At 54.5% G+C, this 16,530-nt stretch carries 20 protein-coding genes; 12 read left to right on the top strand and 8 right to left on the bottom strand.

What is annotated here, in order from left to right:
- The first annotated feature begins 7 nt into the window (after window positions 1-7).
- Window positions 8-1,186: an acetyl-CoA C-acyltransferase FadA gene (fadA, locus tag KUC_RS10255; protein ID WP_040480633.1), complete on the top strand. Its 1,179-nt coding sequence runs from the start codon at window positions 8-10 to the stop codon at window positions 1,184-1,186.
- 118 nt (window positions 1,187-1,304) lie between these two features.
- On the opposite strand, the gene KUC_RS10250 is transcribed toward fadA, so the two are convergent.
- Together KUC_RS10250 and KUC_RS10245 are read right to left on the bottom strand one after the other, a co-directional pair.
- Complete coding sequence (locus KUC_RS10250) at window positions 1,305-2,393, bottom strand: histone deacetylase family protein (protein WP_007113124.1); 1,089 nt, start codon at window positions 2,391-2,393, stop codon at window positions 1,305-1,307.
- A gap of 151 nt (window positions 2,394-2,544) precedes the next feature.
- Window positions 2,545-3,021 carry a flavodoxin family protein gene (locus tag KUC_RS10245; protein ID WP_007113123.1) on the bottom strand — a complete coding sequence of 159 codons (477 nt, stop codon included), beginning with the start codon at window positions 3,019-3,021 and terminating at the stop codon, window positions 2,545-2,547.
- Window positions 3,022-3,114: 93 nt separating this feature from the next.
- On the opposite strand from KUC_RS10245, the gene KUC_RS10240 reads away from it, so the two are divergent.
- The 3 genes from KUC_RS10240 to KUC_RS10230 all read left to right on the top strand — a co-directional run bounded on the left by KUC_RS10240 (window position 3,115) and on the right by KUC_RS10230 (window position 4,446).
- A complete protein-coding gene (locus tag KUC_RS10240; protein WP_007113122.1) occupies window positions 3,115-3,489 on the top strand; it encodes a thiol-disulfide oxidoreductase DCC family protein in 375 nt (124 codons plus the stop codon).
- 50 nt (window positions 3,490-3,539) lie between these two features.
- Window positions 3,540-4,016 (top strand): YbhB/YbcL family Raf kinase inhibitor-like protein, encoded by a 477-nt coding sequence (locus KUC_RS10235; RefSeq protein ID WP_007113121.1) that lies wholly within the window; start codon window positions 3,540-3,542, stop codon window positions 4,014-4,016.
- An 88-nt stretch (window positions 4,017-4,104) separates the two neighbouring features.
- Entirely contained in the window at window positions 4,105-4,446 is a 342-nt protein-coding gene (locus KUC_RS10230; protein WP_007113120.1) for a zinc ribbon domain-containing protein YjdM, read from the top strand.
- Window positions 4,447-4,603: 157 nt separating this feature from the next.
- On the opposite strand, the gene KUC_RS10225 is transcribed toward KUC_RS10230, so the two are convergent.
- The gene (locus KUC_RS10225; RefSeq protein WP_007113119.1) at window positions 4,604-4,807 is read right to left on the bottom strand and encodes a putative motility protein; all 204 of its coding nucleotides are present in this window, start codon (window positions 4,805-4,807) and stop codon (window positions 4,604-4,606) included.
- Between the two features lie 297 nt (window positions 4,808-5,104).
- Between KUC_RS10225 and KUC_RS10220 the strand changes: the two genes are divergently transcribed.
- The 7 genes from KUC_RS10220 to KUC_RS10190 all read left to right on the top strand — a co-directional run bounded on the left by KUC_RS10220 (window position 5,105) and on the right by KUC_RS10190 (window position 11,949).
- Complete coding sequence (locus KUC_RS10220; RefSeq protein ID WP_007113117.1) at window positions 5,105-5,569, top strand: SUF system Fe-S cluster assembly regulator; 465 nt, start codon at window positions 5,105-5,107, stop codon at window positions 5,567-5,569.
- Between the two features lie 78 nt (window positions 5,570-5,647).
- Window positions 5,648-7,090 carry a Fe-S cluster assembly protein SufB gene (gene sufB / locus KUC_RS10215; protein ID WP_040480993.1) on the top strand — a complete coding sequence of 481 codons (1,443 nt, stop codon included), beginning with the start codon at window positions 5,648-5,650 and terminating at the stop codon, window positions 7,088-7,090.
- Between the two features lie 74 nt (window positions 7,091-7,164).
- Window positions 7,165-7,914, top strand: a complete 750-nt coding sequence (sufC, locus tag KUC_RS10210; RefSeq protein ID WP_040480632.1) for a Fe-S cluster assembly ATPase SufC — start codon at window positions 7,165-7,167, stop codon at window positions 7,912-7,914.
- Window positions 7,911-9,251 carry a Fe-S cluster assembly protein SufD gene (gene sufD, locus KUC_RS10205; RefSeq protein WP_007113114.1) on the top strand — a complete coding sequence of 447 codons (1,341 nt, stop codon included), beginning with the start codon at window positions 7,911-7,913 and terminating at the stop codon, window positions 9,249-9,251. The genes sufC and sufD overlap by 4 nt, the downstream gene beginning before the upstream one ends.
- A gap of 40 nt (window positions 9,252-9,291) precedes the next feature.
- A complete protein-coding gene (locus KUC_RS10200; protein WP_007113113.1) occupies window positions 9,292-10,587 on the top strand; it encodes a cysteine desulfurase in 1,296 nt (431 codons plus the stop codon).
- A 36-nt stretch (window positions 10,588-10,623) separates the two neighbouring features.
- The gene (gene sufT / locus KUC_RS10195; RefSeq protein WP_007113112.1) at window positions 10,624-11,193 is read left to right on the top strand and encodes a putative Fe-S cluster assembly protein SufT; all 570 of its coding nucleotides are present in this window, start codon (window positions 10,624-10,626) and stop codon (window positions 11,191-11,193) included.
- Window positions 11,194-11,226: 33 nt separating this feature from the next.
- Window positions 11,227-11,949: a SanA/YdcF family protein gene (locus KUC_RS10190; protein WP_007113111.1), complete on the top strand. Its 723-nt coding sequence runs from the start codon at window positions 11,227-11,229 to the stop codon at window positions 11,947-11,949.
- Here the strand turns inward: KUC_RS10190 and KUC_RS10185 are convergent.
- The 4 genes from KUC_RS10185 to KUC_RS10170 all read right to left on the bottom strand — a co-directional run bounded on the left by KUC_RS10185 (window position 11,946) and on the right by KUC_RS10170 (window position 14,944).
- Window positions 11,946-12,392, bottom strand: coding sequence for a hypothetical protein (locus tag KUC_RS10185; protein WP_007113110.1), 447 nt, complete (start codon window positions 12,390-12,392; stop codon window positions 11,946-11,948). The two genes, KUC_RS10190 and KUC_RS10185, sit on opposite strands and share 4 nt — an antisense overlap.
- Window positions 12,393-12,479: 87 nt before the next feature.
- Window positions 12,480-13,388, bottom strand: a complete 909-nt coding sequence (rimK, locus tag KUC_RS10180; protein ID WP_007113109.1) for a 30S ribosomal protein S6--L-glutamate ligase — start codon at window positions 13,386-13,388, stop codon at window positions 12,480-12,482.
- 41 nt (window positions 13,389-13,429) lie between these two features.
- Window positions 13,430-13,870, bottom strand: a complete 441-nt coding sequence (locus KUC_RS10175; RefSeq protein ID WP_007113108.1) for an ATP-dependent zinc protease family protein — start codon at window positions 13,868-13,870, stop codon at window positions 13,430-13,432.
- Window positions 13,871-13,906: 36 nt separating this feature from the next.
- Entirely contained in the window at window positions 13,907-14,944 is a 1,038-nt protein-coding gene (locus KUC_RS10170; RefSeq protein WP_007113107.1) for a DUF3549 family protein, read from the bottom strand.
- Between the two features lie 327 nt (window positions 14,945-15,271).
- Between KUC_RS10170 and KUC_RS10165 the strand changes: the two genes are divergently transcribed.
- Window positions 15,272-15,607, top strand: coding sequence for a YqcC family protein (locus tag KUC_RS10165; RefSeq protein WP_040480992.1), 336 nt, complete (start codon window positions 15,272-15,274; stop codon window positions 15,605-15,607).
- Between the two features lie 81 nt (window positions 15,608-15,688).
- On the opposite strand, the gene KUC_RS10160 is transcribed toward KUC_RS10165, so the two are convergent.
- Window positions 15,689-16,315: an OmpW/AlkL family protein gene (locus tag KUC_RS10160; RefSeq protein ID WP_007113105.1), complete on the bottom strand. Its 627-nt coding sequence runs from the start codon at window positions 16,313-16,315 to the stop codon at window positions 15,689-15,691.
- Window positions 16,316-16,530 lie beyond the last annotated feature (215 nt).

The following is a 16,530-nucleotide window of genomic DNA, read 5'->3' as shown; positions in this document are numbered from 1 at the left end:
ATATATGATGAGTTTGAATCCGAGAGATATTGTGGTGGTTGACGGTGTCCGTACCGCCATGGCGAAAGCCAAAAATGGTGCTTTTCGCAACGTTCGCGCCGAGAATCTTTCAGCTGCGGCTATGCAGGCGCTATTTACCCGTAATCCTAATCTAGATCCCTCTGAAGTGGATGACGTGATCTGGGGCTGTGTGAACCAGACGCTTGAGCAGTCGATGAACATTGCTCGCAATGCGGCGATTATGACCGGCATTCCCCGCTCGGTACCGGCGCAAACCGTTAACCGTTTGTGTGGCTCTTCGATGACGGCACTGCATATCGCCGCTGCTAATATCAAAGCGGGCATGGGCGACTTCTTTATCATCGGCGGCGTTGAGCACATGGAGCACGTACCCATGGCCCACGGCGTTGACGTTAACCCGGCGGCGAGCAAATACGCAGCTAAAGCGGCGATGATGATGGGCCTGACCGCCGAGCTGCTGGGTAAAATGCACGGCGTTTCCAGGGAAGAACAGGATAAATTCGGCGTTCGTTCTCACCAGCGTGCCCAGGCCGCGATGGAGAAGGGCTACTTCGACAACGAAATTATCGGCGTTGAAGGCCACGACCAACGTGGTTTTAGAGTGATGGTTCAGCGTGATGAAGTAATTCGCGGGGACTCCACGCTGGAGTCTATGGCGAATCTGAAGCCGGTATTCGATCCGCGCAACGGCACTGTCACTGCGGGCACCTCATCGGCGCTTTCTGTGGGTGCCTCGGCCATGGCAGTCATGAGCTACGAGCGCGCTCAAGCGCTTGGCTTAGAGCCCATCGCGCGAGTACTTTCGACCGGTGTGGCAGGTTGTGATGCGTCGATCATGGGCTATGGCCCGGTGCCCGCGTCTAAGAAAGCGCTGAAAATCGCTGGCCTTTCCGCAGCGGATATTCAAACCGTTGAACTTAACGAAGCCTTCGCCGCTCAGGGTATCCCCGTGCTGAAAGATCTCGGCTTTCTGGATGCGATGGACGAGAAGGTTAACCTCAACGGCGGTGCCATTGCTCTTGGGCACCCGCTGGGCTGCTCGGGCTCGCGTATCTGCACCACGCTGTTAAACGTTATGCAGCAGCGCGATACCACGCTGGGCTTGGCGACCATGTGTATTGGCATGGGGCAGGGTGTTGCGACGGTCTTTGAACGTCTGAAATAAACACTGGGCTCTTTATTGCTTCAATTTGGCACTACAAAACGGCACCTCACACACGCGAGGTGCCGTTTTTATTAGCAAAGCTGCTATTCGGAAAAATGCTATTCGGCTCAGAAAAACGCTATTCAGATTGAAAAGCCGTGCGGTGGAAATCCGCCGCGGCTTGGACTTCTGCAACGCCGCAGGTATCGGGTTCAGGTACGGTGTTGCCAGCCAGTACCGCTAGCACCGCTCGGGTGCCGTTGGCCAGTGACTCCAGGTTGTAGCCGCCCTCTAATACGAATACCAAACGACCATCGCAGTGCTGTTCGGCGAGCTGTTGCATAAAACCGGTCAGTGCGCCAAACCCCTCATAGGAGACGTTTAGAGCTAAATCGTGCCAGTGCGGGTCAAAGCCTGCGGAGACTAAAATAATGTCGGGCTTAAACCACGCTGCGGCCGGGGCGAGAATGTCACGAAACGCCTTGAGGTACGCCTCATCGCCAGCGCCAGCCGGTAACGGAACATTAATGGTGGTGCCTTCAGCTAAACCGGCGCCCACCTCTTCCAGATGGCCAGAACCGGGGTAGAAAGGCGCGGCGCGGTGAATATCGAAAAACATCACGTCGGGTTCTGCCCAGAAAATATCCTGGGTGCCGTTGCCGTGATGAGCGTCCCAATCAACAATCAGCACTCTTTCACAGCCCAGCGCGCTGCGCGCATGAGCCGCGGCGACCGCCACATTGTTGAATAAACAAAAGCCGCGGGCGCGGACGGGCTCCGCGTGATGCCCAGGTGGGCGTACAAGGGCAAAGGCGCTTTTAGCACGCTTATCAACCACCGCTTCTACTGCTGCAATGGCCGTTCCAGCGGCGACTTCTGCGGCGTCTATGCTGCCCGGTGAGACTGCCGTGGTATCCACATCCAGCCAGGCATTTTTCCCGCGTAGGCTAAAAATATCGCTTAGATAGGAAGTGGTATGCACTCTGGCGAGTTGTTCATGTGTGGCTGCTTTGCCACCTTCAATATGCAGGCCCGCAATGGGTGTTTTCTCAAGCAGTTGTTGAATAGCTATCAAGCGGCCAGGATGCTCGGGGTATTTCCATGGCACTGGGAGCCCTGCAAGTAGGTGTCGAATGCGCTTATCGATCCGTTGAGGTAAGAAGTCGGCGTCAATATTGGGCTCGTGAGCGAGTACTCGATCATCATAGAAAGCAATGACTTTATGCATAATGGCTACCTAATGTACGTGCGCTAAGTCACAGCAGTAAATTCAAACAAGTTACTGCCGTCCTTCAATCGCACAATTGGCACGAAATGCTTATCTACAGTAAGGCAGGATAGGCGAGGTTATACAATATCACTCTCAAACGATGTCGCTCTCAGACAATGCCACTCTCGACACTAAACGCTAGCGTCATGCTGAGTTCTTCTACCTGATCTGCAAATAAAGGCTGCCATTCGCCGCGCAAAATGAGCGGTGGCTGTACCCATCGCCAGCGTAGCCCCGTGACGATACTCTCCACTGCGCGCTGGGTGCCCGTGCCGTCATGCCCTGCGCGAATATAGAGTGCGCAGGGCAATCCCTGTTTCTTTTCAATGACAGGATAGTAGCTGCGATCAAAAAAATCCTTGAGCGCGCCGCTCATATAGCCCAGGTTTTCCGTGGTGCCGAGCAGAATCGCATCGCAGGCAAGCACATCTTCGGGGTCAGCTTCCAAGGGCGCTTTTACCACGCAGTGCACCTGCTCAAGATCAGGATGACTAGCACCTTGAAATGCCGCATCACGCAGTAAGCGGGTATTCGCCGATGGGGCATGGGCAACAATCAATAACTGTTTTTCGAACTCAAGTGTCATAGCCGTAGCCTAAGTAAGCAGTGAATATCTAAAAGTTTGCGGCCGGTGCTGGAAGTGCCACACTGCTTCAGTGACTTTAAGTAGAGAGCGTATATGCCCAATAAGACTTCTATCAATGTCTTTTACGATGCGCAGTGCCCGTTGTGTCGTAAAGAGCGGCGCCGCTATGAGCGCTGGTCGGGGCAGCATGCCGCTGATATTGGTTGGCTTGATGTGAGCGAGCATCAGCAGGCGCTGCGAGAAAAGGGTGTCGATCAAGACACGGCACTGCGCTCTCTGCATATTGAAACTGCACAAGGTCAATTGATAGAGGGTATCGATGCTTACCGTTTGCTAATGGCACGTATTCCCTTATTGGTGCCGGTTGCTTGGCTTATTGGCCTACCGGGAATTAAGCCAGGGTTGCGGGCGCTTTATGACGGGTGGGTTAAGCGCCGCCTGAAAAAACAAGGCCGGTGGCCTTCCTAGGCTTAGTGAAAATTAGCAACAACTCATTAGATGAATTAAGGAGATAACGCATGGCATTTGCACTTTCATCAATGCAGGTTACCAGCTCGGCGTTTGCCGACCATCAAGCGATCCCTTCTAAACATACCGGCGAAGGCGAAGATGTTTCCCCTGCGCTAGCCTGGCAGGGCGCGCCTGAGGGTGCGCAGGGTTTTGCGGTGATCTGTCACGACCCGGACGCGCCGCTGGTCAAAGACGGCAGTTACGGCTTTGTCCACTGGGTGCTGTATAACTTACCCGGCGATATTCAGGAATTAATTGAAAAAACGGCGGCGGGCACTGTCGGCGTAAATGATAAAGGCGATACTGGCTATTGTGGCCCTATGCCGCCAGAAGGGCACGGCAAACATCTATACTACTTCTGGGTGCTGGCGCTGGATCATCAAACCTCGCTGCCGGAAGGCCTTACACTGGCTGAACTGCTCAAAGAGGTAGAGCCTTATCTGCTGGGCATGAACCGCTTGGTCGGCACTTACCAGCGCGATTGATCTGTTATCTGGCTGGACATTTTGCATAACCCGTGTAGGCTCCATCGCTTTCTTAGCCCTTATATTAGCCAAGTGATGGAGCCGTCTGATGAGTGATCTGCCTAACTGTCCTGCCTGTGCCTCTGAGTTTAGCTACGACGATGGGCTTCAGTATGTGTGCCCAGAGTGTGGCCATGAGTGGTCAAAGGTAGCAGAAGAAGAGGGCGCTAAGGACACATCAGGTGTACGCGATGCTAACGGCAATATGTTAGCCGACGGCGATAGCGTCACGGTGATCAAGGATTTGAAGGTTAAAGGCAGTTCACTGGTGGTTAAAGTGGGCACCAAAGTAAAAAGCATTCGCTTGGTGGACGGTGATCACGATATCGACTGTAAAATTGATGGTATCGGCCCAATGAAGCTTAAATCCGAGTTTGTTAAAAAGGCCTAACCCCGAGATTGCTTCGCTACGCTCGCAATGTCAGTTTTCAATGGCAAGGGGAAGCGGCTCGTTACAAGTTGGGTGCTTATCCAAGTGGATAGCAAAAAAAATAGCCCTCTGGCGTTAGTCAGGGGGCTATTTACTTATCTAGCTAGCATCATGTTTATTACGCAGTAGTATTAATCTGAGTACCTACACTGCCGCTGGTAGCCAGCTGTGGATCTAGCGCAACGCTATCCATCAGTGCAGTGATTTGCGCTTCCTGCCCGTCTAGCGCCTCTTTAAAAACACTGAACTGGGCCTGCTGGACGGTTTGCGCCTGCCTCATGTCCAGCGTTGCGTTTACCATGTTATTGACTGCTACATCCATAATTTACCTCTTCCAAATATCGTGATGCCTCATACAGTAGGGGCATCTAATACGTTTCTGACGCTATCAGAGACGGCCAGTCAATGCAAAGCAGTAGATACAGAAGTAATAGCTTTTTTAAATGATAATGATTGCTGTTTTTGATGTGATCAGCGGCGAACGTGCTGTTATTTTGCGTAAATTGCTATCCATTTTGCTCAAGGGCTTCACATCAAATTTATACAGGACTAAAATGGTACTCAATTGACGTGGCTACCATTTGGTTAGCTGCGTACTGATGACATAAAGGGAGTCGACATGCTTAAGCTTTCTCGGCTGACAGACTATGCCGCGGTGGTCATGGCGCAAATTGCCCGCCACCCCGAGGCGTCGCATGCAGCGACTGAGTTAGCTGAGGCCGTGCAGTTGCCCCATCCGACGGTGAGTAAAACGCTCAAAATGCTGGTGCGGGCAGGGCTGCTGGTTTCCCAGCGTGGCGCCCAAGGCGGTTACCGCCTTGCCCGGCCCGCATCGCAGATTACCGCCGCCGATATTATTGCGGCGATTGAAGGCCCTGTCGCCATGACCGAGTGCAGCCAAGCAGAAGGCGACTGTGAGCTTGTGGCTACCTGCGGTGTGGCCGACAACTGGCAGCGGGTCTCATTGGCCATGCGCACGCTGCTTGAAAGCGTGACGCTGGCGCATTTAGCCGATACAGCGCCGATCAAGCTGCCGGTGCAGCTGCCTATTCAAACGATCAGCCTGTCGGCGGCGTCCGCCTAACGGCGGCGTAAGCACAGCAGGCCTAATTTATTATTAAAGGCGATGACCTCGCCACCCAACTGCCCGGAGGGTATCACCATGGCAAGCGAAGAAATGGAACAGTTGGTTCGTCGCGAATACAAAGATGGCTTTGTAACCGATATTGAGAGCGACACCCTGCCACCTGGCCTGGATGAAAACACCATCGCCTTTATCTCTAACAAGAAAGGCGAACCGGAGTGGATGCTGGAGTGGCGCCTGGATGCCTACCGCCAGTGGCTGAAGATGAAAGCCCCTTCCTGGGCGCATCTCGACTATCCGCCGATTGATTACCAATCGATCTCGTATTTTAGTGCGCCGAAGCGCCCAGAAGACCGCCCTCAGAGTTTGGATGAAGTGGATCCCAAACTGTTGGAAACCTATGAGAAGCTGGGTATTCCGTTGCACGAGCGTGCCGCGCTGGCAGGCGTTGCCGTCGATGCGGTATTCGACTCTGTTTCAGTCGCCACCACCTTCAAAAAGCAGCTTGGCGAAGCTGGGGTTATCTTCTGCTCTATCTCTGAAGCTATTCGTGACTACCCAGAGCTGATCAAACAGTATTTGGGCACGGTCGTTCCCGTGGCGGATAACTACTTTGCCGCGCTGAACTCAGCGGTGTTTACCGATGGCTCGTTTGTGTTTGTGCCAGAAGGCGTGACTTGCCCGATGGAGCTATCTACTTACTTCCGCATTAACGCGGCCAACACCGGCCAGTTTGAGCGCACGTTGATTATTTGTGAAAGCCGCGCCCAGGTTTCTTACCTGGAAGGCTGTACGGCGCCGATGCGTGACGAGAATCAGCTCCACGCCGCGGTTGTAGAGCTGGTCGCGCTTGATGATGCCTATATCAAATACTCCACCGTTCAGAACTGGTACCCCGGTGATGAAAATGGCGTAGGCGGTATCTATAACTTCGTGACCAAGCGCGGCGATTGCCGTGGTGACCGCTCACGGATTAGCTGGACACAGGTAGAAACCGGCTCCGCGATTACCTGGAAATACCCTTCCTGCGTGCTGCGCGGTAAAGAGAGCATTGGCGAGTTCTACTCCGTTGCTGTTACCAATGGCCGCCAGCAGGCCGATACCGGAACCAAGATGATCCACATTGGTGAAGGCACACGTTCCTATATCGTCGCCAAAGGCATCTCGGCGGGCAGGAGTAACCAGTCCTATCGCGGTTTGGTGAAAATCGGCCCGCGGGCTAAAGGGGCGCGTAACTTCACCCAGTGTGATTCGCTGTTGATCGGTGATAAGTGCGGTGCCCACACCTTCCCTTATCAGGAAATTGGCAACAGCACGGCGACCATTGAGCACGAGGCAACTACCTCGAAAATCGGTGAAGACCAGCTGTTCTACTGCCAGAGCCGCGGTATCTCGGAAGAGGACGCGGTCAGCATGATTGTTAACGGTTTCTGTAAGGACGTCTTCCAAGAGCTGCCTATGGAGTTCGCCGTTGAAGCCGAAGCGCTGCTCAACGTGACCCTGGAAGGCGCGGTCGGCTAAACCGCTGGTCATTTATTCCATTTAATTATAGTAGTGTCGCCGTGGCGACTCGCCAGAATCAGAAGGTAATCAATATGTTGCAAGTGAATGATTTACACGTCTCCGTCGAAGGTAATGAAATCCTCAAAGGCCTGACCCTGACCATCAAGGCGGGTGAAGTGCACGCCATTATGGGGCCGAACGGCGCGGGTAAATCGACTCTATCCGCGGTGATTGCCGGTAAAGATGGCTACGAAGTCACCCAGGGCACGATTACCTTTGAAGGCAAAGACGTGCTGGAGATGGAGATTGAAGAGCGCGCCCAAGCCGGTTTGCTGCTGGGTTTCCAGTACCCGGTGGAGATTCCTGGGGTTAAAAACATCTACCTGCTAAAGGCTGCGCTTAATGCCCAGCGCGTCGCCCGCGGCGAAGGCGAAATGCCCGCACCGGAGTTTATGAAGCTGGTCAAAGAGAAGCTGGGCTACATGAAAATGGACGCCAGCTTCCTCCAGCGCGCCGTTAACGAAGGTTTCTCTGGCGGTGAGAAAAAGCGCAATGAGATCCTGCAAATGCTGGTACTTCAGCCGAAGCTCGCCATGCTGGATGAGATCGATTCCGGCCTTGATATCGACGCCATGAAAGTCGTCGCCGATGGTGTTAACAGCCTGCGCGCTGAAGACCGCGCCATTCTGCTGGTCACGCACTACCAGCGTCTGCTGGATTACATCGTACCGGATAAGGTTCACGTCCTGGTCGATGGCCGTATTGTCAAAACCGGTGACGCCGAGCTGGCTAAACAGTTGGAAGCCAATGGGTACGAAGGTATCGAGGAGTCTGTGGCATGAGCGATACGCAAACCTTTTTAGATACGCTGAAGGCGCGCAGCTCTAACTACACGGCGGAGCCCACCTGGATTGCCGCACGTCGTCAGGCGGGTGCCGCGCGCTTTGAAGCGCTGGGTTTTCCCACTCGCCGTGATGAAGAGTGGAAGTACACCGATGTGCGCTCAATCGCCCAGGGCAGCTTTGCGCTAGCCGATGACGCTGAATTCTCACCGGCCAGTGCTGCTGCGCTAACGCTGCCCATTGATGCTTACCGCCTGACCTTCGTGGATGGCGTTTTCTCATCGGCACTTTCGGATGTGGATTCACTGCCGTCAAGCGTTCAAGTGTTACCGCTTTCCAAAGCGCTAGCAGAGAACCACGAAGCTGTTGGTGGCCCGCTTGGGCGCTTAACCGGCGTAGATTTTTCGCCCTTTGCCGCGCTAAACACGGCGTTTATGGAAGAGGGCGCCGTGGTGCGCATCGCTCCAGGCACCGTGGTTGAAAAACCCATCCTGCTGCAGTTTCTGTCCCGTGCCGGTCAGCCGGTGATGAGTCATCCGCGAGTGCTAGTGGAAGCGGGAGGCCGTAGCGAGGCCACGCTGATCGAGCACTACACAGGCGAAAGCGAAGCGACTAACTTCACCAACGTGGTGGGTGAGCTGATGCTTGACCGTGGCGCGATCCTGGCCCACTACAAGCTGCAAGAAGCGCCACTGGGCGATATGCACGTGGCAAGCATCCACGTCGAGCAGAGCCGCGATACCCGCTATACCTCCTACAACCTGAGCTTGGGCGGTGGGCTGGTGCGCAACGACTTGATCAGCGATTTGAACGGCCAGGGTGCTGAAACCAATTTCCTGGGGCTGTTCTTTGGTCAGGGTCGCCAGCACGTCGACAACCACACCAAGGTTAACCACAATGCGCCGCTGACGTTCTCTAACGAGAACTACAAGGGCATTCTGGATGACCGCGCCCACGGGGTGTTTAACGGTAAGGTTTACGTCAAGCGCGACAGCCAGAAAATTGAAGGTTTTCAAAGCAACCAAAATTTACTGTTATCGGATCGCGCCCATATCGATGCCAAGCCCGAGCTTGAGATCTACGCGGATGACGTCAAGTGCTCACACGGCACCACCACGGGTCAGTTAGACGAAGAGGCGATCTACGCGCTGCGTACTCGCGGTATTGATGAAGCCACTGCCCGGGGGCTGCTAACGCTCGCTTTTGCTGGCGAGGTGTTGGACAAAGTGACTCTGGATGCAATTGCCGAGCGTGTTGAGTTAGCGGTTGCTGGCAAGCTGCCAGAGCGTTTCAACCTTGCCGGGCTTGTCGAAGCGGCTGTCTCACTTAACGACTAGCGCCACTACCAGCTCTCAAGGGCTATACCAGGAGTGATTGATGCCACATACCGTTATTGAGCAGCCGCCCGCGCAAGTGCAAGCACAAGCACAAGCACAAGCACAAGCACAAGCACCCTTTGATGTCGCACGCCTGCGCCAGGACTTTCCGGTGCTGGCCCGTGAAGTGCACGGCAAACCGTTGATCTATTTAGACAATGCGGCGACCAGCCAAACACCTCAACAGGTGATTGACGTGTTTGGCGATTATTACTCGCGCTACAACGCCAATATTCACCGTGGGCTGCATACCCTTGCCGATGAGGCGACGGCGGCGTTTGAAGGCACGCGCCAACGGGTTAAGGCATTCCTTAATGCGGAAGATGCGCGTCAGATCATTTTTACCCGCGGCACTACAGAAGCGATTAATTTGGTCGTTCATAGCTGGGGGCGTACGAACCTCGCTCCCGGTGATGAAGTGCTGATTTCGATGCTTGAGCACCACTCCAACATTGTGCCCTGGCAGCTGTTGGCCGCCGAGATTGGGTTTACCATCAAGGTGATTCCCGTTGAAGCCAATGGGGCGCTGGATATGGCCGCTTACCGCGAACTACTCAGTGAGCGCACTAAGATGGTGGCCGTTAACCACGTCTCTAACGCCCTGGGTACTGTAAACCCCGTGCAAGAGATGGCAACCCTGGCCCACCAGCAGGGCGCGCTGATTCTGATTGATGGCGCCCAGGCAGCACCGCACCAAGTGGTCGATGTGCAGGCCATCGATGCCGACTTCTTTGCATTCTCGGGTCATAAAGTGTATGGGCCCACCGGCGTTGGCGTGCTCTATGGCAAGCAGGCGCTGCTTGAAGCCATGCCGCCCTGGCAGGGCGGAGGGGAGATGATCAGCACTGTCTCCTTTGATTCAGGTACCACCTTTGCAGCTATTCCGCATAAGTTTGAAGCAGGCACGCCTGCTATTGCGGAGGTGATTGCCCTGGGGCGAGCCCTTGAGTGGATGGAGAGCACCGGTATAGATGCCATCGGTGCCTGGGAAGGCCAACTGCTTGACCATGCGACTCAGGCAGTTGGTAAAGTTGATGGGCTGCGTATTTTAGGTACGGCGCCTAACAAAGCGGCGGTGCTCTCTTTTATCGTTGAAGGAGCGCACTCCCAGGATATTGGCCTGCTGATCGATCAGCTTGGCGTCGCTATTCGTACCGGTCATCACTGCGCACAGCCCTTGTTGCATCATTTTGGGGTCGACGCGACGTGCCGTGCTTCATTTGCGGCGTATAATACGCTCGAAGAAGTGGATAGCTTTGTTGAGGCACTTCAACGTGTCATTGGTATGGTGCGTTAAGGTCGGTTCTTTAAGGATCGTCATTTAAGGACAGTTATGGATTTTGAGCAAGTTGCCAGCCTCGAACGTGGCCAACAGTTGCCGCTTCAGCGCGATGTTGAGGCCATTGCCATTCCGTTTGGTAGTACGGAAACGTTGGCCGAAGATAGCGTTGTTAGCGTTATGCAAGCGAAAGGCAGTACGGTAAGCGTTGGCTTTGAGGGGCGACTCTTCTTAATTGAGGGGAGCAACCTGGATGCCCTGGGGCTTGAGCCGCTACCGCGCCCTACGCTGCCCGAAACGGCTAGCGAGGAGGAGATAGAGCAGTTCGTGTGGGAGCAGCTGAGCACCTGCTTTGACCCGGAGATTCCGGTCAATATCGTTGACCTGGGCTTGGTCTACGGTTGCCGCATCGAGCGCCTTATCAGCGGTGAGCGACTTGTTACCATTCGCATGACGCTGACAGCACCAGGCTGTGGGATGGGCGATGTGATTGCGGCGGATGCGCGCAATAAGATTCTCGGCGCGCCGCAAATCAGCAAGGTTCACACCGAAATAGTCTTCAGTCCGCCCTGGAGCCGTGACATGATGAGTGACGAGGCCAAGCTTGAACTGGGCATGTTCTAGGGCCTGCTGGGTGAGACCCGGCTGGGGAGCTGGATGCATAACGTGTTATTAACGTGGTCGAAGCGTTTTTTAATGTCGCTAGGGGCACTGTTGCTGCTGGCGACATTGCTGTTTATAGGTGGCAATTTCTGGGTGCTCGCTACCACCGCCGCTTACATTGAGCGTCAGCCTCAGCAGTGTCGTCCAGCAGAGGTGGGGATTGTCTTCGGCACGTCTCACTGGACGCGTAGCGGGGTGCGAAACCCGCACTTCCATGCACGCATGCGTACCGCTGCTACCTTAATTGAACAGTCCCAGGTCGAGCATCTTTTGCTTTCAGGTGATAATCGCACCCAGGCGTATAACGAGCCACGGGCGATGTGGCGCGAGTTGTATCGCCGCGGCGTAGCATCTGAGCAGTTGACTATGGATTTTGCAGGCTTTAGCACCTATGACACGCTAGCGCGCGCCCGGGACGTCTTTCAGCTTGATAAAGCCCTGCTGATTACCCAGAGCTGGCATCTTCCACGCGCGGTATATATCGGTCGTGCGCTAGGTATCGATGTCACTGGTTGTGTGGCTGATGACCCTACGGTAGCAGTGGGGTGGCGATTAAAGCTGCGCGAGTGGGCCGCGCGCGTGGCCACCCTGGGCGACCTCTATGTATGGGGGAGGGAGCCCTATTTTCTCGGTACCCCCGAGCCCATTGAAATACCGAGACGTGCCCCCATCGATCTTATCCTGCCGTCATTAAACGATCGTTTTACCAGCCCCTAGCGGTGGGTTTTACGCTTTTGCAGCGCATACAGCTCGCGGATAAGCTTACGGCACCCCTGCATGCACTCTTCTACCACCGGTTCGATCGGATCGGGTAACGGGTGGGTATACAGCGAGGAGAGCGCCTGCATTAATACACGCTCTTGCTCCAATAGCTCATTGATTAGTACTTGGCTATCGTTGCCGACAAAGCTTTTTAGACGGCTCCACAGCCATAAAAAATCATCGCGCTCAACGTCCGCATCACGGGGCAGCATTTTCAAATGCGCACGAGCAAGCTCCTGCAACTGGCGCATCTGCTTAAGCCGTGCTGTGTAATGCGGATTTAAAGCGTCACGCAGCGAGGGGCGCAGGCGTTCAATATTGTCTTGGAAATAATCAATGCTATCGGCCAGCGCTTCCAATACGCTGTCCATCGCCACTTGGCGATTATCGAGAAACATGAGCGTCTACCTCCTTCGGTGACGCAGATTGTGGGCGGGGCAGCGACGATTTGCCACCCCCGAAGCGGATTATTTTAATATTTTGCCTTAGCCTTTAGGCTTGGGTGGTGCTTTACGGGCTGGCGTGGCGTTTCTTTCAATGTGCTCAATGATCATTCCCGCAATATCCTTGCCGGTGGCGTTCTCAATGCCCTGCAAACCAGGCGAAGAGTTAACCTCCATAATCACCGGGCCGTGATTGGAGCGAAGTAAATCAACACCAGCGACACGCAGGCCCATGGCCTTGGCTGCACGAATTGCCGTTGAACGCTCTTCAGGAGTGATCCGGATCACGCTGGCGGAGCCACCTCGGTGTAGGTTCGAACGAAACTCACCATCCGCCGCCTGACGCTTCATCGAGGCCACTACCTTATCGCCGATCACTAAGCAGCGAATATCGGCGCCACGCGCTTCTTTTATATACTCCTGCACCATGATATTGGCTTTCATACCCATGAATGCCTGAATGACGGATTCGGCGGCCTGGTTGGTTTCCGCCAATACCACGCCAATCCCCTGGGTACCTTCCAGCAGTTTAATAACAAGCGGGGCGCCTTTGACCATGGTGATCAGGTCGGGAATGTCGTCGGGGGAGTGGGCAAAACCGGTGATCGGCAGACCCAGCCCTTTGCGTGATAGTAACTGCAGCGAACGCAGTTTGTCCCTGGAGCGGGTAATGGAGACGTTATCGTTGATAACGTAGGTGCCCATCATCTCAAACTGACGCAACAGCGCGCAGCCGTAAAAGGTGACTGATGCACCAATGCGTGGAATAACCGCATCAAAGTGCTCAATCTCTTGGCCTTTATAGTGGATCGAAGGGTTGTGCGAGGTAATGCTCATATAGCAACGCAGCGTGTCCACCACGCGGGCGGTATGCCCACGCTGCTCTGCGGCTTCAACCAAGCGGCGGGTAGAGTACAAATTGCGATTGCGTGACAGCAGAGCGATATGCATTTAAGGGACTCCGAGCCTAGGTTAAGGCAACTAATCAGGGGTTAAGGCTCACCGTGCAAAAATGCAGCACCGGGTGCAATCAGCAAGCGTCGCATTGCGCGGCGCCCTAATAGCATCGGGTGACGCATATTGCTGCGATCAGTGAGGGTCAATTCAACAGGAAAATTCAAATCGCCCATTTGCATAGGGGTGCGAATAACATAACGCCACTCGCTATGTCCATTGGAACTGGTGATGCGGCGCCGATCATGCAAGTGCAAACTGTAGCGGTGGGCCGGCGTTGTGGGGCCACCACTGTGGGTAATAAAACTAACCCAAAGTTGGCCATGTTCATCTTCATTTGTCTCTATCTCTTCTGCATGCAGAGCAGAAGTGCGCGCGCCCGTGTCTGCTTTGCAGCATAGGTGAAGCCCTAGTTCAGGTAACGTCACCATCTCGCGGCGGCCAATGACCGCTTTGGCTTGATAGGGTAATTCCTTCACGGCTCACTCCTTGCAATTAAAAGTGACAACATCGGATCAAGCGTTCCTCTGTGACATCATCAGGGACAAACGGCGTTGAATAGGAGAGCCAGCAGCCGCATCTCGCAGTGCCATCATGACCGGTAAGCGTAGCCTGGGTATTAACGCAATATCACGTACTACGGTGGCAAAATCGCTACGCTCATCTTCCGCTAAGCGTTGCAGAAAAAGCGGCAGCCGCTGGGCATCTTCAAGATAGCCCCAGCCGCGCCCTGCTATTGCCGCCAGAACATCCGGTCCACAGGCCGCTGTGTCATTGAGTAAGGCCGTGTACCAATTGCCTACCGTTGATGCATCCGTATTGCCCACTGCGCGCAGGCAGGCACACAGCGTTTCAATGTCGCCCGCTTGGGCGGCGGCTTCGCCGCGGCGCTGTAGTGCGTCGACTAACGTTTGTGGTAATGGCTGGTGCTCTAAACAGTAGCACAAGGAGTGTGTTACGGCGGTAGGCAGTTCAGGCAGCCGCTGCGCGAGTGATTCAGCGTCAAGCGTGTCCATCCTAACGACGTAATCGGCAATCCCTTGTAATCCCAACGCCTGCCAATCAATCGCTTGCTGGCCGCTCAAGTAGGCGTCAACCGGCTCAAAATGCTGGCTGGCTGGCAGCCCCTTATCATGGGTTGCGCGAGCATTGAGCATAGCCTGGAAAGTGACACTAGGCGTGAAGGCGAGGGGATTATCCTTCATTAAATGATCCACGTCCGCTGTTTCTTCACGGCCTACTTGCGAAACAGCACGTCCTAACGTTTCCAGCAGACGATTTAAAAACGCATCGCGCTGGGCGGGGGCAATTATTCCTTGCTCATCCAGTGGTAAGGCTAAAAACCAAATAGCCGGTTCGGGCATATCGCCAAGGCGAAACACAATGGCCAATCGCGCCTGGCCTTGCCATGGTTCTGGCCAGGCCATTTCGCCACGTTCAAAGGCAGCAAGTGACTCCCGTGGGCAGGGGACGACATGGCGCCCCATATGGTAAAGGGAAACCTCGCCACCGCTGCGGGTAAAAAACTCATCTAGGGTTTGAATCGGTTGCATGACATCCTTCCGCGTTGCAAGCCTGCACTCTACCCTGCTGATGTGACACTGTCAGCCGCATTGGCTGTAAAATATGGTGTTAATGACAGTACCTTAAGGTCTTCGTATTAATGACAAAGAGGTTAAAAATTAATCAACTGTGCGAAAGCCCCATGAGAGCAAGCGTTGCGACACCTTTCCATAGTTTATCCACAGGCTCGTGCAGGTTTTCTGTGAGTCTATGGGTAACTTCTCGCAAGCATTGATAAGTGGCAAGGCACTCACGGAGTGGGGATAATGGATAGACGCCACATTTTTTTCATTTTCGAGGTAGTGACAAACGCTTTTATGAGTACTTATCAACCGCTGCAGACAGCGCTTCTAGAGCTTGAGGCGTCGATGAAAGCCGCCGATCTATGGCGCATGCCAACACCTGATGCAGAGGCATTCGCCAGCCAACAGCCATTTTGCATCGACACGATGTCGCTGCCTCAATGGATACGGTTTGTGTTTATTGCCCGCTTGAACGCTTTGATTGATGCTCGTGCTGCCATGCCCGCAAAGTGCGAGGTTGCCCCCGCCGTGGCGGCCTATTTGCAACAGGAAAAAACCCCTGCCCACCACCAGCTGCTCATCGTGCGGGCAGTAGAGAAAGTCGACCAGGTAGTCACTGACAGCGTTTAAAGCGGCATGCCCTGAAATGCACAAAGCCTGCCGTGAGGCAGGCTTTGTGGATAACATTCGCTTAGCGGTTTTGCAGGCGGCTTAGAAGCGGTAACTGAGGCCTGCCATGACCACGAGAGGGTCGATCTCAACGGTGCCTGCTGCCGCACCGTTTACGCTCGCATCGGTATCGATGTCGATGTACCAAGCTGCGGCGTTCAGCGCCCAGTGATCATCAATAAGTAGATCAACGCCTACCTGGCCCGCCGCACCCCAGGAGTCATCCAGTTCTAAATCACCAATGGTCAACTCTTCATCGGAGAAGTGGGTGTAGTTAATACCCGCACCGACATAAGGCTGAACACGGGACTGTGTGCCGCCCAGCGGGTAGTACTGCAGCGTTAGGGTAGGCGGTAGGTGCTTGGTTGAGGCGATATTACCGCCGTTCAAATGAATGTCGTGCTCAAATGGCAGCGCCGCCAGCAGTTCTACGCCGACTTTATCGTGGAAGCGGTAGCCCAAAGTGAACGCGAAATTGGTTTCATCTTGTACATCCACAGATAGCGCACCACCGGCCAGTGAGCCGTTGTCGCTTTTAGGGGCAACTTTGGCAACGCCGACGCGGGTGAAGAAATCGCCAGCGCCGTAGGCGAATGCTTGGCTGCTGGTCATCATTGCCGCAGCGGCAACAGTGGTTACGAGTAGGGTAGGCAGGGCTGCTTTACGCATGGGTTCACTCCTGGTGTCAAATCGATAGCTTCAAAACGGCTTGTTGTAAAACGGTGCGGCCTTCCGATAGCCGCTTAACGATGCAGCAAGTGTAACGAGACCAAGGCAGTGGATTATTGATCCAGGGCAAGAGTTATTAGACAAGGGGTATTGGGAGGTAGGGCCGACTGAGGAGGCATAATTCAGGAGCGGGCTACCGGCCATTTGGTTTACCC

This window comes from Vreelandella boliviensis LC1, from assembly GCF_000236035.1.
In the GTDB taxonomy this organism is placed as follows: domain Bacteria; phylum Pseudomonadota; class Gammaproteobacteria; order Pseudomonadales; family Halomonadaceae; genus Vreelandella; species Vreelandella boliviensis.
Note: the sequence above shows the minus strand (reverse complement) of the source record. Positions and strands in the feature narration are given on the sequence as shown.

What these genes read in the sequence shown, in the direction of transcription:
- KUC_RS10170 (WP_007113107.1), bottom strand. Translation starts at nt 14,944, where the DNA reads ATGCAACCGATTCAAACCCTAGATGAGTTTTTTACCCGCAGCGGTGGC.
- rimK (WP_007113109.1), bottom strand. Translation starts at nt 13,388, where the DNA reads ATGCATATCGCTCTGCTGTCACGCAATCGCAATTTGTACTCTACCCGC.
- KUC_RS10240 (WP_007113122.1), top strand. Translation starts at nt 3,115, where the DNA reads ATGCCCAATAAGACTTCTATCAATGTCTTTTACGATGCGCAGTGCCCG.
- sufD (WP_007113114.1), top strand. Translation starts at nt 7,911, where the DNA reads ATGAGCGATACGCAAACCTTTTTAGATACGCTGAAGGCGCGCAGCTCT.
- sufB (WP_040480993.1), top strand. Translation starts at nt 5,648, where the DNA reads ATGGCAAGCGAAGAAATGGAACAGTTGGTTCGTCGCGAATACAAAGAT.
- KUC_RS10245 (WP_007113123.1), bottom strand. Translation starts at nt 3,021, where the DNA reads ATGACACTTGAGTTCGAAAAACAGTTATTGATTGTTGCCCATGCCCCA.
- KUC_RS10185 (WP_007113110.1), bottom strand. Translation starts at nt 12,392, where the DNA reads ATGTTTCTCGATAATCGCCAAGTGGCGATGGACAGCGTATTGGAAGCG.
- KUC_RS10230 (WP_007113120.1), top strand. Translation starts at nt 4,105, where the DNA reads ATGAGTGATCTGCCTAACTGTCCTGCCTGTGCCTCTGAGTTTAGCTAC.
- fadA (WP_040480633.1), top strand. Translation starts at nt 8, where the DNA reads ATGAGTTTGAATCCGAGAGATATTGTGGTGGTTGACGGTGTCCGTACC.
- KUC_RS10165 (WP_040480992.1), top strand. Translation starts at nt 15,272, where the DNA reads ATGAGTACTTATCAACCGCTGCAGACAGCGCTTCTAGAGCTTGAGGCG.
- sufT (WP_007113112.1), top strand. Translation starts at nt 10,624, where the DNA reads ATGGATTTTGAGCAAGTTGCCAGCCTCGAACGTGGCCAACAGTTGCCG.
- KUC_RS10250 (WP_007113124.1), bottom strand. Translation starts at nt 2,393, where the DNA reads ATGCATAAAGTCATTGCTTTCTATGATGATCGAGTACTCGCTCACGAG.
- KUC_RS10160 (WP_007113105.1), bottom strand. Translation starts at nt 16,315, where the DNA reads ATGCGTAAAGCAGCCCTGCCTACCCTACTCGTAACCACTGTTGCCGCT.
- KUC_RS10235 (WP_007113121.1), top strand. Translation starts at nt 3,540, where the DNA reads ATGGCATTTGCACTTTCATCAATGCAGGTTACCAGCTCGGCGTTTGCC.
- KUC_RS10220 (WP_007113117.1), top strand. Translation starts at nt 5,105, where the DNA reads ATGCTTAAGCTTTCTCGGCTGACAGACTATGCCGCGGTGGTCATGGCG.
- KUC_RS10190 (WP_007113111.1), top strand. Translation starts at nt 11,227, where the DNA reads ATGCATAACGTGTTATTAACGTGGTCGAAGCGTTTTTTAATGTCGCTA.
- KUC_RS10225 (WP_007113119.1), bottom strand. Translation starts at nt 4,807, where the DNA reads ATGGATGTAGCAGTCAATAACATGGTAAACGCAACGCTGGACATGAGG.
- sufC (WP_040480632.1), top strand. Translation starts at nt 7,165, where the DNA reads ATGTTGCAAGTGAATGATTTACACGTCTCCGTCGAAGGTAATGAAATC.
- KUC_RS10200 (WP_007113113.1), top strand. Translation starts at nt 9,292, where the DNA reads ATGCCACATACCGTTATTGAGCAGCCGCCCGCGCAAGTGCAAGCACAA.